The 14,862-nt window shown below is 71.8% G+C and carries 14 protein-coding genes; 3 read left to right on the top strand and 11 right to left on the bottom strand.

Annotated features, from left to right (window positions below; all coding sequences use genetic code 11):
* Positions 1-68: 68 nt before the first annotated feature.
* Positions 69-506: an SRPBCC family protein gene (locus FOF48_RS30740; protein ID WP_143907505.1), complete on the bottom strand. Its 438-nt coding sequence runs from the start codon at positions 504-506 to the stop codon at positions 69-71.
* A gap of 56 nt (positions 507-562) precedes the next feature.
* Between FOF48_RS30740 and FOF48_RS30735 the strand changes: the two genes are divergently transcribed.
* Entirely contained in the window at positions 563-892 is a 330-nt protein-coding gene (locus FOF48_RS30735) for a helix-turn-helix transcriptional regulator (protein WP_143907503.1), read from the top strand.
* Positions 893-902: 10 nt separating this feature from the next.
* Here the strand turns inward: FOF48_RS30735 and FOF48_RS30730 are convergent, their stop codons facing one another.
* The 8 genes from FOF48_RS30730 to FOF48_RS30695 all read right to left on the bottom strand — a co-directional run bounded on the left by FOF48_RS30730 (position 903) and on the right by FOF48_RS30695 (position 9,608).
* Complete coding sequence (locus FOF48_RS30730) at positions 903-2,177, bottom strand: MFS transporter (protein ID WP_143907501.1); 1,275 nt, start codon at positions 2,175-2,177, stop codon at positions 903-905.
* Between the two features lie 211 nt (positions 2,178-2,388).
* Positions 2,389-4,329 carry a CapA family protein gene (locus tag FOF48_RS30725; RefSeq protein WP_143907500.1) on the bottom strand — a complete coding sequence of 647 codons (1,941 nt, stop codon included), beginning with the start codon at positions 4,327-4,329 and terminating at the stop codon, positions 2,389-2,391.
* A 119-nt stretch (positions 4,330-4,448) separates the two neighbouring features.
* A complete protein-coding gene (locus FOF48_RS30720) occupies positions 4,449-4,955 on the bottom strand; it encodes a DoxX family protein (RefSeq protein WP_143907498.1) in 507 nt (168 codons plus the stop codon).
* 116 nt (positions 4,956-5,071) lie between these two features.
* Complete coding sequence (locus FOF48_RS30715) at positions 5,072-5,854, bottom strand: tRNA1(Val) (adenine(37)-N6)-methyltransferase (RefSeq protein ID WP_255442863.1); 783 nt, start codon at positions 5,852-5,854, stop codon at positions 5,072-5,074.
* Position 5,855: 1 nt separating this feature from the next.
* Positions 5,856-6,809 (bottom strand): glutathione synthase, encoded by a 954-nt coding sequence (gene gshB, locus FOF48_RS30710; RefSeq protein WP_143907494.1) that lies wholly within the window; start codon positions 6,807-6,809, stop codon positions 5,856-5,858.
* A 137-nt stretch (positions 6,810-6,946) separates the two neighbouring features.
* A complete protein-coding gene (locus FOF48_RS30705) occupies positions 6,947-8,557 on the bottom strand; it encodes a serine/threonine-protein kinase (protein ID WP_143907492.1) in 1,611 nt (536 codons plus the stop codon).
* 426 nt (positions 8,558-8,983) lie between these two features.
* The gene (locus FOF48_RS30700; RefSeq protein WP_255442862.1) at positions 8,984-9,310 is read right to left on the bottom strand and encodes a hypothetical protein; all 327 of its coding nucleotides are present in this window, start codon (positions 9,308-9,310) and stop codon (positions 8,984-8,986) included.
* 7 nt (positions 9,311-9,317) lie between these two features.
* Entirely contained in the window at positions 9,318-9,608 is a 291-nt protein-coding gene (locus FOF48_RS30695) for a hypothetical protein (protein WP_143907490.1), read from the bottom strand.
* A gap of 189 nt (positions 9,609-9,797) precedes the next feature.
* Here FOF48_RS30695 and FOF48_RS30690 point away from each other — a divergent pair, with 189 nt between their 5' ends.
* Positions 9,798-11,981, top strand: a complete 2,184-nt coding sequence (locus FOF48_RS30690; RefSeq protein WP_143907488.1) for a tenascin-X — start codon at positions 9,798-9,800, stop codon at positions 11,979-11,981.
* 4 nt (positions 11,982-11,985) lie between these two features.
* On the opposite strand, the gene FOF48_RS30685 is transcribed toward FOF48_RS30690, so the two are convergent.
* Both FOF48_RS30685 and FOF48_RS30680 read right to left on the bottom strand, forming a co-directional pair.
* Positions 11,986-12,927: a hypothetical protein gene (locus FOF48_RS30685; protein WP_143907486.1), complete on the bottom strand. Its 942-nt coding sequence runs from the start codon at positions 12,925-12,927 to the stop codon at positions 11,986-11,988.
* Positions 12,928-13,013: 86 nt separating this feature from the next.
* Positions 13,014-13,748, bottom strand: a complete 735-nt coding sequence (locus FOF48_RS30680) for a DUF429 domain-containing protein (protein ID WP_143907484.1) — start codon at positions 13,746-13,748, stop codon at positions 13,014-13,016.
* A 78-nt stretch (positions 13,749-13,826) separates the two neighbouring features.
* Between FOF48_RS30680 and FOF48_RS30675 the strand changes: the two genes are divergently transcribed.
* Positions 13,827-14,846, top strand: a complete 1,020-nt coding sequence (locus tag FOF48_RS30675; protein WP_143907482.1) for an aldo/keto reductase — start codon at positions 13,827-13,829, stop codon at positions 14,844-14,846.
* Positions 14,847-14,862: the final 16 nt, after the last annotated feature.

Below are 14,862 nucleotides of genomic sequence, written 5' to 3'. Positions count from 1 at the left end.
TCTCCAGGGGGTGGAACGGGTCGCGGAGAACGGAGGTCGCGCCAGGACATTCCCCCGCGCCCCGGTTTTCAGAGGGCCCCGCCCTCGCGAAGGGGGATGCCGAACTCCAGGTACGCCTTGAGGCACGCCATCATGTGCATCCACCCGCCACAGTTGTCGTAGGAGGCCTTCAGCCCCTTCGCGTCCTGCGTCCAGCCCGACTCGCTCACCTGCACCAGCGTGGCCCCGCCCTCCAGCGGCTTGAAGACCATCTCCACCCGCGTGGAGCCGCCCGTCGCAGACGGCCACTCGAAGAGGATCCGCTCGTCGCGGACCACCTGGCGGACGGTGACGTCGAACTCCCCCGGCGCCTCTGCGAACGACCACTTCACCGTCGTGCCCTCCACCAGCGGCCCGCTGGCCTTCTGCACGAAGTAGCCCCCCAGCTTCGCGGGGTTCACCACCGCCTCGAAGACCTCCGCCGCGGGCTTCCGGATCTTCAACTGCACCTGGAACTTCGGCTCCATGCGCCACCTCGTGCCGTGAACTGGTTCCAGCGCGGAATAGGTTATATAAATATAACATGTCAAGGAGCACCCAGGACGACCTCCTCTTCAAGGCGCTGGCGGACTCGCGGCGGCGGGCCATCCTGGACCTGTTGAAGGACGCGCCCCGGACCACCGGGGAGCTGTGCGAACACTTCGAGGCGACCCTGGACCGCTGCACGGTGATGCAGCACCTCGGGGTGCTGGAGAAGGCGGAGCTCGTCGTGTCGCGCAAGGAGGGGCGGACGCGGTGGAACTACCTCAACGCCGCGCCCATCCAGGACATCCACGCGCGGTGGATCTCCTCCTACGCCACGCACGCGGTGAAGCTCTTGTCGAAGCTGAAGCGGGACCTGGAGGAGGACTGAGGGCCGGCCGTCAGTGCGCGCTGTCGGAGAAGGGGCGCACCTCCGCCTGGGGCGTGGGCCGGTTCTCGAAGCGGTGGGGCTTGAGCAGGCGCGCGGAGAGCACCAGGGTGAGGAAGAGGGCGCTCGCGCCGAGCGTCACGAGGCGCAGGTTCATCCGGTCCGCCAGCGCGCCCTGGAACCAGACGCCCAGCGAATAGCCCGCGCCCAGCACCATGCTGTAGAGGCTGCCCATGCGCGCCTGGAGCTCGCGCGGCACGCGGTTCTGGCAGGACGCGCTGAGGCTGCTCATCAGCACCAGGTAGTTGGCGCCCAGGAAGAAGATGCACACCGCCGCCACCTGGAGCGTGGGCGCCAGCCAGTACACGCCCGACAGCATCGCGATGGACATGGCCGCGTAGCCGCGCAGCCTGCCCTGGCCGACCATCTCCGCGAGCGTGCCCACGCACAGCGCCGCCGTCACCGCGCCCGCGCCCTGGCAGGTCACCAGCAGCGACGTCGCCGCGGCGCCCTGGCCCAGCTCCCGGATGGCGAACACCGGCACCAGCCCGATGAAGGGCGCCACCAGCGCCGCCACGAAGAAGGTGGCCACCAGCACCAGCGAGATGTCCTCGTCGCGGTACGCCACCGTGATGCCTCGCACGATGCCGTCGAGCAGCGGCTCGCGCTTCACCCGGGGGTCCCGCGCCGGAGGCACCACGCGCCACAGCGCCACCAGCACCGCGAAGAAGGACAGCGTGTTCGCGAGCAGCGCCCACGCGGGCCCGCCCGCCTGCAACACCACCGCGGCCAGCGTGGGCCCCAGGATGCGGCCCAGGTTGAACTGCGCCGAGTTGAGGCTGGTGGACAGGTGCAGCTCGTGCGGCGGCACCAGCTCCGCGAGCAGCGCGGAGAAGGCCGGGTAGGTGAGCGTGCTCACGCACCCGCTGAGGAACGAGATGACGCCGATGGCGGACACCGACAGCTGTCCCCGGAACGCCAGCACCGTCAGCACGCCCGCGAGCGCCGCCTGGAGCAGCGCGCCCAGCGCCGCGTACGCGCGCCGGTCGAAGCGATCCGCCAGCGCCCCACCCACCGGCGCCAGGAACACCGCGGGCAGGAACGACAGCGCGACGATGGCGCCCGTCCACTCGGCGCGGCCCGTCGTCTGCGTGACGTACACGCCCATCGCCACCGTCTCCATCCAGGTGCCGATGTTGGAGATGAGCGCGCCCAGCCACACCGCGAAGTAGCCGGGGTATTCGAACGGGCGCAGCGAAGTGAGTCTTGGCAGTCGATGGGCAGGCACGGCGGATCTTCTCTTAGCGCACGCCGCGCGAGCGCGCCTTGCCCGGCGCGGCACGCTTGGGGGCGCAATGATGCGCACGGCAGTCCAGGCAGCAGCCCGGCTTCAACGAGCCACGCATTCCCCGAGGGAGCAGCGTGGAACGGGATGTTTTAGCGGCCCCGGCGTGGAGGGTCCATGGGTGGGGGTGCGGCGTTGTCGGGAAGGCGCCGCGCTACGGCGCGGAGCTGGAGGCCGTCGCGGGTGACTTGCGCGGGGAGAGGCGGCCATCGTCGGCGATGCGGGCGCCGGTGTCCGGGAAGTCCTCGGCGGTGAGCTTGCGCACCAGCGAGACGACCTTGGCGGCGGGGTCCGGCTGCGTGATGCCTTCGCCCACCTGCCGGGTGGGGAGGATGCGGCCGGTGGAGAAGCGGCCCTGGCTGTCCAGCTCCACCTCCAGGACCATGCCCAGGCCCTGCGGCCCCTGGAGGTTGAAGCGGCCGTAGGTGGCGAAGTTGCCCATGGAGTAGGCGATGAGGCGGCCCTGGTAGAACTCCATCGCGCGCGCGACGTGCGGGCCGTGGCCCAGCACCAGGTGCGCGCCCGCGTCCACCACCGCGTGGGTGAAGGCGCGCAGGTCGCCGCGGTCCTCGCCGAAGAACATCTCCTTGCCGGGCGGGACGTGCAGGGCCTTGCCGCCCTCGGCGCCGCCGTGGAAGGAGACGATGACGATGTCGTGCGTGGCGGCCACCTGCTTCACCAGCGCGGTGGCGGTGGGCAGGTTGTTGAGGTGGTTGCAGCCCGCGGACGTGTGGAAGGCCACGAGTCCAATCTTCAGCCCGTTGCGCTCCAGCGTGGCCACGCTGCCCGGGGGCCCGCTCCACGCGATGCCCAGCGCGTCCAGGGTGGACTCGGTGGCGCGGCGGCACTCCTCGCCGAAGTCACCGGAGTGGTTGTTCGCGGTGGAGACCACGTCCACGCCGGCCTGCTGGAGGTACTGGCCGAACGAGGTGGGCGAACGGAACGCGTAGCAGTTGGAGGCGGAGCGGCACTTGGTGGTGCGGCCGGTGTCGCAGAGCGGGCCCTCGAGGTTGACGAAGGTGAGGTCCGCGTCCTCCAGCAGGGGGCGCACGGCGGCGATGACGCTGCCGCCGCCTTCCGGGGGCAGGTAGCCCTCCGGCACGGTGGTGCCGAGCATCAGGTCGCCAGTGGCGCGGATGCGCAGCTTCGCGCCCGGGGGCGGGGGAGGGCGGGGCGGGCCGTTCAACGGCTGCGCGAGCCGGGCCTGGAGCGCGGCCTGGTTGCGGGCCTGGGTGAGCGCGCCTTCCAGGTCGGGCTGGTGGGGGTTGAGCGCGCGCACCTGGGTCCATTGCGCGAGGGAGTCCGCCCAGCGGCCCTCGACGGAGTAGGCCCAGCCCAGCTCCCAGCGGCAGTCGGCGCGGGACGGCGCGGCCTGCACGCACGCGGACAGCTCCGCGATGGCGGTGCGTGAGTCCTTCGACTGAAGGGCCTCCACGCCGCGCGCGAAGTGCGCGTCGGGATCGCCCACGGTGGCGAGACCGGACGCGGTGCCGGACTTGCCGTGCAGGGCCACGGCGGCGGCGCGCAGGGCCGCGACACTGGCCTCCACGGCGATGCGGCCCGCCTCGGAGAGGGTGTCACCGCCTGTCGCGGGCGCGGCGGCCTGCGCCGTGGAGGCTCCGGCACCCGTTGCCGGCGCGCTCATGGACGCGGGAGCAGCGACGGGCGCGAGGCCAGCGGGCATCCGCAGCGCCACAGGAGTCGCGGACACCGCGGACGCCGCGCCGTTCGCGAAGGTCACCCCGGCGGAAGCGGCCCGGGGCGCGACATCGGCGCTCCGGTTCATCGCGACGGCGCGGACCGAGGCGAGGCCCGCGCTCCGGTTCATCGCGACGGCCCGGACGGAGGCGAGGCCCGCGCTCGTGAGCCGCGCGGTTCCCGTCCCTTCGGTGAGCGGCCCCCTCGCCACGGCCATCACCGACGCGGCGCCCACGGCATCCAGCGGATTCGCTCCGGCGTTCCGGATGACGGAGCGCACGGAGGCCGTGCCGGCTTCGGTGAGGAGCGCGGTGCTGGGGCGCTCGGCTGTGGAGAAGTTGGGGACGGACGCGGCGGGCGCGGTGAGCGCCAGCATCAGCAGGACGGACGGGGACATGGCCGGCGCATCTTACGGGAAGGCGCGGGGGCAGGGGCGCCACCCCAGGGCCCGGCTCGACAGCAGCCGGGCAGGCGACACCCTCACACCCCTTCCGGCTGCCCCGAACCCGGGACGGCCTACCCGAGCGCGTCCAGCAGCGCCGAGCGCCGGCGCTGACGCGGCAGCAGCCGGAAGTGCCTCAGCTCCCTGCGCTTCACCCGCCGCTCCAGCGCGCCGTACAGCGACAGCCGCCCCGGGCCGCGCATCAACGTCCCCAGGGCAATCGCGATGAGCGCCGCGTTGAACTCGTAGCCGCCCTTGGTGATGTCGAAGCCGTTCTTGCCGTGCACCTTCGCGATGGCCACCGCCTGCGTCACGATGACGGAGAGCGCGGTGAACCGCGTCGCGATGCCCAGGATGGAGCTCACCCCGGCCACCAGCTCCGTGATGCCCGTGGCCAGCACCCACGGCCGCCCCGGCTTGAACCCCAGCTGCTCGAACATGCCCGAGTGCTGCTCGGTGCCCCCCTTCTTCAGCTTGGCCACGCCGTGCTGGATCATCGTCGCGCCCAGCGACAGGCGGGCAGGCAGGAGCGCGGCGGACTTCAGCATCGACGGTCGTTCGTCCAGCATCATCACGTTCATGGGAGCTCTCCTCGTCGGGACGCGGGCGTCCGGTGGATGAAGTGCCCCTTACGTTGTGATGCGTCCGCCCCTCCGGCCTCGACGCTCGCAAGGCACGTCGCTCGGCGGACGGGCGCTCAACCCCCGCCCCGCTCCGCCAGTGGCACGTCCATCAGCGCCGCCACCTCCGCGCTGTAGCCCCCCGGTCCCTCCCCATGCACGATGAGCGGCGGCCGCACCGACAGCCCCCGGTCCTGGTCCCGCAGCGCCTGCACCAGGAAGCGCGTCGCCGGGGCCTCCACCCGCGCGTGCACCGACCGCAACACCCGGGGGAACAGCCTCGCCCGCTCGAGCAGGCCCAGCACCTCCGCCAGCCGCGCCGCCGGATACACCAGGCTCACGCCCCCACCCGGCCGCAGCGCATGCCGCGCCGCCGCGACCACCGAGGCCGCGTCGCACGCCACCTCCGACTTGGACACGGCCCGCTCCAGGTCCGGGCTCACCACGCCCGCTTCGGCCCGGCGGAACGGCGGGTTGGACACCACCTGTCCATGGGCGCCGGAGGCGAACAGCGACCGCGCCTCCCGCAGGTCCCCGAGCACCGGCCGCACCCGGCCCTCGCACCCGTTGAGCGCCACCGCGCGCGTCAGCCGCGCGTGCACCGCGGGCTGCAACTCCAACGCGTCCACCGGCCCGGTGACGCCGAACTGCTTCACCAGCAGCAGCGACACCACGCCACTGCCCGCGCCCAGCTCCAGCACCGGGCCGGGCAGGTCCCGGCCTTCGGTGGCCGCGAAGTGCGCCAGCAGCACCGCGTCCAGCGTGAAGCGGTAGCCCGTCCGGCGCTGGAACACGCGCACGTCCGCGGTGCCAATGGAGTCCAGCGTCTCGCCGTCGTCGGGCCCCTCGGAAGCGGTCACGTCAGCGCGCGCCGTGCATCCGTTCGGCCACATCCAGCACGCGCCCCTCGCAGGAGACGCCGTCCAGGTGGCTGGCCTCCACCAGGCCGGTGGGGCTGGTGACGTTCACCTCGGTGAGGTAGTCGCCCAGCACGTCGATGCCCACCAGCGTCAGCCCCTTCTCCTGGAGCGCGGGCTTGAGGCGCTGGCAGATGTGCAGGTCGCGCGCGGTGATGTCCGCCTTCATCGGCTTGCCCCCCGCGGCCATGTTGCCCCGGTGGTCCGCGTCCGACGGCACGCGCAACACCGCGCCCACCGGCTCTCCGTCCACCAGGATGATGCGCTTGTCCCCCAGGCGGCTCTCCGGCACGTAGGCCTGCGCGAGGATGGGCTCCTTCCCGCCCTGCGTCAGCAGCTCCACCATGGAGCGCGCGTTGCGGTCCCCTGGCGCGAGGAACAGGATGCCCTTGCCCCCGAACCCGTCGATGGGCTTGAGGATGGTGCCCTTCTCGTTCCCGGCGGCGAACTCCAGCACCACCGACAGCTCGCGCGTCACGCGCGTCTCCGGCATCAGGTCCGGGAAGTTCAGCGTGAAGAGCTTCTCGTTCGCGTCGCGGATGCCGGACGGGTTGTTGATGAACACCGGCGCCCGGTCCGGACACAGCTCCACCAGCTGGGTGGCGTGCAGATAGTCCGCGTCCACCGGCGGGTCCTTGCGCAGGAACAGCACGTCCAGCTTCGACAGGGGCCGCACCTCCTCCGAGAGCACGTCGAAGTGCCGGCCCGGCTCGCGCCGCACCCGGACCCGGCGCATGCGCGCCTCCGCGCTCCGGCCGTTGAAGCGCAGCCAGCCCTGCTCGAAGTAGTAGACGTCGTGACCGCGCCGCTGGGCTTCCAGCATCAGCGAGAACGTCGTGTCGTGGTCCACCCGCACGCTCTCGAGCGGGTCCATCAGGAAGCCAAGGGAGAACGCCATGAGGGTCGCGGGCTCAGGGGGGAGAAGGGTGGGGGCGGGAGGATAACGGACACCCTCCGCCCGTGCCGCTCCTTCCCTTCTCCATCCGTCCATGCCGGAACGAAGCCCGCGCCCGACGGGGGAGGGGAGCCGCCCCCTCAGCGGCCAGGCAGCTCCCGGAGCTTGAGGTTGAGGCGCACGGGCTTGCCCGTCTCCACCGGCACCGCGAGCAGGCGGCGCTTGCCGTCCTCGCCCACCAGGACCAGCTCCGCCTGTCCCACCGGCAGCGCGCGCTTCACCAGCGGCGTGTGGCCCAGTGACTTGTTGTTGAGGAAGACCTCCGCGCGCTCATCCAGGAAGAGCGTCACCTCGCCGCGGGCCCGCTTGCCCCGCGTCGGCCGGGGCTCCTCGCGGTCGGAGTCCGGGTCGTGGTCCTTCGCGCTCCGGTCCTTCGCGCCCCGGTCCTTGTCCGGCTCCGCGCCGGCCGTGCCCGCTTCGGACACCGGCTCTCCGGGCGGGCGGATGGGGATGGCGACCATGGCACTGGGGTTCACCGGGAGGGGCGCCTCCTCGGCTTCGATCAACTGGACGAGCCGGAACGCCCCATAGGCGACGCCCAGCAGCAGCGACAGCGACAGCAGGGCCCACACGACGCCCAGCTTCGAGCGCTTCACCGGGGGCGCGGTGTCCTCGCTGGTGGGGTCTTCCGCGCGCAGCCGGGCGATCTCCGCCTTCTTGCGCGCCTCCACGACGCTCAGCGCGGTCGCCTTGCGCTCCGGCAGGTAGGGGCCGTCATCCTTCTGGAGGGCCCGCTTCGCCGACGCCAGCACCTGGCTGCTCGTCGTCACGTCCGCGCTCTCCAGCAGCGAGCGCGTGGCGGCCATGCGCTCCGCGAACAGGCCCTTCATCAGGGCCGCGCGCTGCTCGGCGTCCATCAGCTTGCCGCCCGCCGCCTTCTCGATGGCGCGCGCCATGTCCCGGCCGGACGCGTAGCGGCGGTCCACGTTGCGCTCCAGCGCGCGCATCACCACGCGGGAGATGTCCTCGGACACGTGCGGCAGCAGCACCGACGGCCACGGGATGGAGTCCTCGAGGATCTTCACCATCTCGTCGCGCTCGGTCTTCCCGGCGAACAGCCGCTCGCCGGTGATGAGCTCGTGCATCACCACGCCCACGGAGAACAGGTCGCTCCTGCCATCCAGCGGATCGCCGCGCACCTGCTCCGGGGACATGTACCCGGTGGTGCCCTTCACCGTGCCGACGCTGGTGCGCTCCAGGCTGTTCTTCGCCTTGGCGATGCCGAAGTCGAGCAGCTTCACGGTGCCGTCGTACGTCACCATGATGTTCTTCTGCGCCACGTCGCGGTGGATGACGGGGCTGGCCTCGCCGCCGGGGGACGTGAAGGTGTGCGCGTAGTGCAGCGCCAGGCAGACGTCGCGCGCCACCGACAGCGTGAACGCCAGGGGCACCGGCTGGCGCTTCTTCAGGCACGCGCTGGTCACCTGGTTGAGGTTCTGCCCGCCGATGAACTCCATGGCCAGGTAGAGCCCGTCGTCCTCCTCCCCCAGGTCGAACACCTGCGCGATGTTCGGGTGGTTGAAGGCCGCGGTGATGCGCGCTTCGTCCAGGAACATGCGGACGAACTGATCATTGGAGCGCGCGTCCGGGAGGATGCGCTTGATGACCACGTACTTGCGGAAGCCGCCCGGGCCCGACGTGTAGCCCAGGAACAGCTCCGCCATGCCGCCCACGGTCAGCTGCGTGAGCACCTCGTACTTCCCGATGCGCTCGCCCCGATGGAAGTCGATGAGCTCATCCTCCAGCGCCCCTGGGTGGCGCCCGCGTCGTGAGAAAGCCGGAGCGGACCATAACAGGGCTGTTGCAGCGGGGGACTTTCATCCCGGTCCCGGCCCGCGAGGGGTGGGCTCGCATGCCCCCCAGGTCCCTGTGGATCACCTGTGGATGGCTGGGAGCGGCCTGTGGACAACCGGTGGCACGGAAGCGACGCTGTGGATGCCCGGGGGAAACCGGCAACTTGCCCACATGTAGCAGAACGCCGATTCCTTCATGAATCCGCGCGCTTGCTGACTTGTCCCCAACTCCGCGCCGCCTACTGCTTCCACCAGTTGATCAATACTCCAAATAGACTGGTGAAGAAGATGGGTCCGGCGCACAGGTGGGAAACGCCGGCCCTGCTACAGGAGCGTCGCGCGCAACCGGTCCAGCAGCCCGGGCAGGTCTTCCAGCAGCCGCCGGTCCAGGTCCTCCAGCGCGGCGCGGAACATGACCAGGTCCTCCGGCTCCCGCTCCGCGGACACCATGCGGTGCAGGCCGCGCAGGCGCTGGTTGCGCTGGACCAGGCGGGCCAGGGTGTCCTCCAGCTCCTCGGCCAGGGCGGCGTCCAGGCGCAGTTCCTGCCCCACCAGCTCCCGGAGCTGCTCGACGCGGTAGGTGAGCTCCCAGCTCTCCTCGTAGCCCGCGCGCCGGGGCAGCATCTGCCCGAACGTCCACCGCTCGCTCACGCGCCCTCTAGTGCGGCCGGGGCCGGGTGAGGCCCGTCAGGGACAGCCGGGTGCGCGTCGGGTCCAGCTCCACGTGCATCCGGCAGTCCGCCACGTCCAGGCGCAGGGTGTAGGGAGGGCAGGGCGTCCGGCCCGGGTGCTCCTGGCAGGCGCGGGCGCCCAGGCGGAACAGCTCCGCCAGCACCGCGCGCCGCACGCCCTCCGGCAGCCCGTCCACGGTGGACTGCACGCCCCGGGCGATGAGCACCGTGAACGCCTGCAATCCCGGAGAAACTCTGGAGGGGCCGGCCAGGGTCATGTCCGCGCCTTTTGCCAGAACCGTACCTTGCAACAGGCCTGTGTTTCCGGGCGGTTGGAGGAACCCAAAGCCCTTGGGGCTGAAAAAAACTCCGGCCCGGAAGTGCCCAATCCGGAAACCCCGGGGGGTGGGGTGCCGTGGGTCGGAGGAGTGAAGAGGGGTGGTATAGGCGGAAGGCAGGAGGCACGGATGGCGCTCGCGTGGACGCTGGGCAGTGGGGCTGGGGCTTCCAGGAAGGCCCTGGCGACGGCCCTGGCGGCCTTCCTGGCGCTTCTGGGGGCCTGCCGGGAGCAACCCCCGCTGACGGGCGCCCGGAGCCTCCTGCGGGTCTCCCAGGAGGCCGTGGCGTTCCCGGCCAGCTACCCCCGGGTGGAGCGGGTGATGGAGGTCCGGGTGGTGAACGCGGGCCGGACGACGCTGGACGTGGAGTGGGCGGGGCTGGCGGCGCCGTTCGTGGCGGAGGGGCTGCCCGCGCGGATGGCGCCGGGGGAGGTGCCGGTGCGGCTCTTCTACCGGCCGGAGGCGACGGGCGTGTTGACGGCCACGCTGACGGGGCGGGCGCCTGGGGGCGGGGAGGTGCGCGTGGAGCTGCGGGGGGAGGCGAACCCCCTGCCGGACTGCCCCACGCCGGTGGCCTGCCACACGTCCACGTTCGACGTGGTGACGGAGTCCTGCGTGGAGGCGCGGCTGCCGGATGGCACGGCGTGCGACCCGGGCAACGCGTGCCTCCGGGACGCCACGTGCACGGCGGGGCTGTGCAAGGGCGTGGAGCGCGTCTGCGACGACGGCGACGCGTGCACCACGGACGTGTGCAACCCGCTGGACGGCTGCACGTCCGTGCCGGCGCCGCCGTGTCCTGGGGACGGGAAGTGCCAGGTGGGCACGTGCGACCCGAAGGTGGGGTGCACGCTGGCGAAGGCGCCGGATGGCACCTTCTGCGGCCCCGAGCGCGGCTGCGATGCCGCGGACGTGTGCCTGGACGGGGCGTGCCAGCGGAGGGATCCGCCGGACAACTTCATCTGCGCGCCCGCCAGCCCCTGCCAGGGGGTGGGCAGGTGCAAGGGGCCCGTGTGCGAGCGCCCCCCCGCGACGGCGCTGAGGCCCGACTGGACCTACGACGCGGCCTCCAACGGCGAGGCGCTGCACGACCTGCTGGTGGGCCCCACGGGGGACGTGACGCTGGTGGGCTTCTTCGTGCCGGCGCTGATGGACGCGGCGGGCCCGCTGCCGGTGCGCGCGAGCGTGGCCGGGCGGCGCTGCATGCTGTGGAACGACCGGCTGTTGTGCATGGACCAGCCGGCCTCCGGGCAGGTGTCGCTGCTGGACCGGGCGACGGGGGCGCCGCGGTGGACGTTCGACCTGGCCACGGCGCGGCCGGACTTCGCGCAGGGGCTGACGACGCTGTTCATGGCGCGGCTGGGGGTGATGCAGCCGGACCGGCTGGCGGCGCTCTTCGAGGCCTATCCGCCCGGCGCCTCGCGCGACACGCTGTGCCGGAGGTACTTCCTGGTGGTGTTGGATGCCTTTGGCGGGATGGTGTCCGCGCAGGCGTTGCAGGATCCGCTGCTCGCTGAGTGCAACCACCCGCACCCGTACGGCGTGGCGTCCGACGCGGCGGGGGACCTGTACCTGGCGTTCGGGCCCACGCAGAACGTGGGGGCGCCGCTGTATCCGGGGGCGCCCACGCTGCTGATGGCGTTCTCGTCGGACGGGGTGCCGCGCTGGCGCAAGACGGAGGCCTTCGCCGCGGGGGAGCTGGCCCTGGTGAACGGGCTGCTGCTCAACGAACGCTCCGCGCAGGCGCTGAGCACGAAGGACGGGCAGCCGGTGGGCTCGCGGCCCTTCCCCCAGGCGCTGGGCCGCGCGGTGGCGACCTCCGGGCACCTCATCCCGTCTCCCTCGGAGGACGACACCGTCGGGGAGTGGCGGCTGGAGGGCTACGGGCTGCCGGGGCTGGAGCCGGCCTGGACGTATTCGTTCCAGGGCGGGTCGGGGCCGGTGTCGCCGGAGGTGCGGCTGGCGAGCTGGGCGTCGTGGCCGGGGCTGCCGCCGGAGACGGTGGTGGTGGGCACGGGCCTGGACGCGCGGGGCGCCATGCTGTTCGCGGTGAGCGCGCGCGACGGCCGCGAGGTGTTCCAGTGCCCGGTGTCGAACGCGGCGACGCCCGCGCAGTTCCTGGAGCTGGGGCCGGACAGCCTGGTGCTGATGGACGGGGCGACGACGTGCGGCGACTGCGATCCACCCTTCGCGTACAGCCAGGCGCGCTTCCGGCGCTTCCCCATCCCCGGCCTGAAGCCCGCGGAGGAACCCTGGCCCGGAACGTTCGGCGGGCCAGGGCACGACCATCACGAGGACCCGGTGCGCGGGCGCTGAGGCCTCACGGCGTCAGCGCGGTCCAGTCGCTGTTGGGCACGGACACCTGGAAGTTGTACGTGCCATTGGTCCAGCACAGGCCGTAGGGCCCCAGCTGGGTGCTGTTGCTGGGGCTCAACGCGGGCCACGCGCTCACGGTGTAGATCTGGAGATTGGACGCACGGATGCGCGGGAACGCGGGGCAGCGCTGCGCCACGTCCATCAGGTAGTGCGACTCCCACATGGTCCAGCCGTTGGTGAAGCCGGACGAGCCGCAGATGGGGGTCAGCTTCTCCTCCCAGAGCCCCAGGTTGAAGTTGTAGAGCACGCCGTGCGAGCAGCCGCTGCCGTCCTTGTAGGCCTCCGTGAAGTAGCGGTCCTCTCCGTCGAAGAGGCGCACGTACTTGTCCTTCCACGCCGCGTCCATGTACTCGAAGGTCTGCCAGCCGGTGGCGCCGTCGATGCCGCAGTGGTCCCAGAAGCCGTGCGCGTGCGCCGTCGTCGCCATCCCCGAATAGCGCCAGTGCGCCGTCACCGTCTCCACGCACCCGTTGCCCGCCGGCATGTGGGTGGGCGCGTAGAGGGTCGTGCCGATGGCGTTGTCCGGAATGACCAGGTCCGTCTGCGCGTCGTTCGCCGCGAAGATGCCCTGGCCTTGATTCACCCAGAAGCCCCGGTCCCCGGAGCCCGGGAAGATGTCCGGGATGGGGTCGCGCGGACGGGGCCGGCTGGACCGCTCCGGCAGCCGCGCCGCCGCGCCCTTCAGCACCTCGTTCACCTGCGGCTGGGTGTTGGGATGCGCCCGGCCGTGCACCGCTTCGTCGAAGGGCTCCGGCGCCGCGCTCAATGCCTGCCCTGGCGGCACCGGCACGCCATACGGAAGGTGGGGCACCGCCTCCTCCGCCAGCACCGGCGCGCACAGGAGCCCTGCCACCACCGCCACGGCCTTCCAAGACGTTCCACGCATGCATGTCCCTCTTTTTCCGGAGTTGAGAGGGATTAAAGCAGAATAGAATGTAAGTGATGTAAAATATGTTTAACGTCTGGTGTTGGTCAATGCTGGCGCGGCGCGCCTTGAATGCGCGGGGCATCCAGGATGCGGCCTTCGCGCAAGGTGCCCTCCGCGTCACGCGTGAGGGGCAGGCCCACCGCGGTGACGTCCTCGGGGCGCATGCGGGTGAGCCACCCCAGCCAGGCGCAGACCGCGGCGTCCAGCTGGTCGTGGGTGCAGGGGCCCGCGTCCACGAAGCGCAGGCCGGCGGCTTCCAGCAGGGCCTTCCTGCGGGCGCGTCCTTCGGGTGTGGCCTTGGCCCCCAACTTCTCCACGGCCCGCGCGCGCCAGGTGGCGCCGGGGAAGGCCTCGAAGAGGCGCGCCCGTGACAGCACGGGGGTGTCCAGGTCCAGCATGGGCACCCGGTTGAAGGCTCGCAGCGCGGCGAACAGCAGCACGCTCCCGCGCACGAAGCCGGCGAAGGGGGCTCCGGGCAGGGGCAGCACGTCCGGGGTGCGGCCCGGAGCGCGCAGCCGCCGTTCCGCGTCGCGCACCCGGGCCCCGGGGGTCGCCAGCGCCTGGGGTCCGTCCACCACCACCACGTCGCCGGGCGCCACGGGGAAGGCCTTCACCAGGGCCTCCGGGTCCAATCCCTGACGCGCGTCGGCCCGGGGCCAGACGCGCTGGGAGAAGCGCACGCGGCCCTGGGGGTCCAGGATGGCTTCATCCACGGGGCGGGGGGCGCGGGCGAAGGGGTCGGTCAGGTCCCAGCCCACGAAGCGGGGAGCGTCCGTCATCGCGTGCCTTCGTGCGGCGAGCCTTCGCGTGGGCCGTTAAGAGGGGCCGCCTTCCCCTTCATCCTGGGTGACACGCGCATGCGATACCGTCCGCTGGGCCGCACCGGCCTCTTTGTCTCTGAACTGTGCTTTGGCGCCATGACGTTTGGTGGCGAGGGTTTCTGGAAGAACATCGGGCAGCAGGGACAGGCGGAGGCCGACAAGCTGGTGGGCCGGTGCCTGGACGCGGGCATCAACTTCTTCGACACGGCGAATGTGTATTCGAACGGGAAGTCGGAGGAGCTGCTCGGCAAGGCGCTCGCGGCGAAGCGGTCGGAGGTGGTGCTGGCCACCAAGGTGCGCGGTCGCATGGGCCCGGGCCAGAACGAGGTGGGCCTGTCGCGCTACCACATCTACGACTCCGTGCACGCCAGCCTCAAGCGCCTGGGCACCGACCACATCGACCTGCTCCAGATTCACGGCTACGACGTGGCCACGCCGCTGGATGAGACGCTGCGCGCGCTGGATGACCTCGTGCGCGAGGGCAAGGTGCGCTACCTGGGCGCGTCCAACCTGGCCGCGTGGCAGCTGATGAAGGCGCTGGGCCTGAGCGACAGCCGGCACCTGGCGCGCTTCGAATCGCTCCAGGCCTACTACTCCATCGCCGGCCGCGATTTGGAGCGCGAGCTGGTGCCGTTGATGAAGGACCAGCAGGTGGGCTTGATGGTGTGGAGTCCGCTCGCGGGAGGCCTGCTGTCCGGCAAGTACCGCCGTGACTCGCAGGGCCCCGAGGGCTCGCGCCGCGCCGCCTTCGACTTCCCGCCCGTGGACCGCGAGCGCGCATACAACGCCATCGACGCGATGGACGCCGTGGCGAAGGAGACGGGCGCCACCGTCGCCCGCGTGGCGCTCGCGTGGCTGCTGCACCAGCCGCACGTCACCACCGTCATCCTCGGCGCGAAGACGGAGGCCCAGCTGGAGGACAACCTGGCGGCGTCCGAGCTGCGCCTCGCCCCGGAGCAGCTGGCGAAGCTGGACGCCGTCTCCCAGCTGCCTCCGGAGTACCCGGGCTGGATGGTCGAGCGGCAGAACGTGGACCGCCTGCCGCCGCCCCGTTGAACCCATTGCCCCGAAC

The sequence above is a fragment of the Corallococcus sp. Z5C101001 genome (assembly GCF_007352635.1).
Classification (GTDB): domain Bacteria; phylum Myxococcota; class Myxococcia; order Myxococcales; family Myxococcaceae; genus Corallococcus; species Corallococcus silvisoli.
This window is presented reverse-complemented; position numbering and strand designations above follow the sequence as displayed.

Coding starts and splice junctions, on each gene's coding strand:
- FOF48_RS30740 (WP_143907505.1), bottom strand. CDS start 506: ATGGAGCCGAAGTTCCAGGTGCAGTTGAAGATCCGGAAGCCCGCGGCG.
- FOF48_RS30735 (WP_143907503.1), top strand. CDS start 563: ATGTCAAGGAGCACCCAGGACGACCTCCTCTTCAAGGCGCTGGCGGAC.
- FOF48_RS30725 (WP_143907500.1), bottom strand. CDS start 4,329: ATGTCCCCGTCCGTCCTGCTGATGCTGGCGCTCACCGCGCCCGCCGCG.
- FOF48_RS30720 (WP_143907498.1), bottom strand. CDS start 4,955: ATGAACGTGATGATGCTGGACGAACGACCGTCGATGCTGAAGTCCGCC.
- gshB (WP_143907494.1), bottom strand. CDS start 6,809: ATGGCGTTCTCCCTTGGCTTCCTGATGGACCCGCTCGAGAGCGTGCGG.
- FOF48_RS30695 (WP_143907490.1), bottom strand. CDS start 9,608: ATGACCCTGGCCGGCCCCTCCAGAGTTTCTCCGGGATTGCAGGCGTTC.
- FOF48_RS30690 (WP_143907488.1), top strand. CDS start 9,798: ATGGCGCTCGCGTGGACGCTGGGCAGTGGGGCTGGGGCTTCCAGGAAG.
- FOF48_RS30685 (WP_143907486.1), bottom strand. CDS start 12,927: ATGCGTGGAACGTCTTGGAAGGCCGTGGCGGTGGTGGCAGGGCTCCTG.
- FOF48_RS30680 (WP_143907484.1), bottom strand. CDS start 13,748: ATGACGGACGCTCCCCGCTTCGTGGGCTGGGACCTGACCGACCCCTTC.
- FOF48_RS30675 (WP_143907482.1), top strand. CDS start 13,827: ATGCGATACCGTCCGCTGGGCCGCACCGGCCTCTTTGTCTCTGAACTG.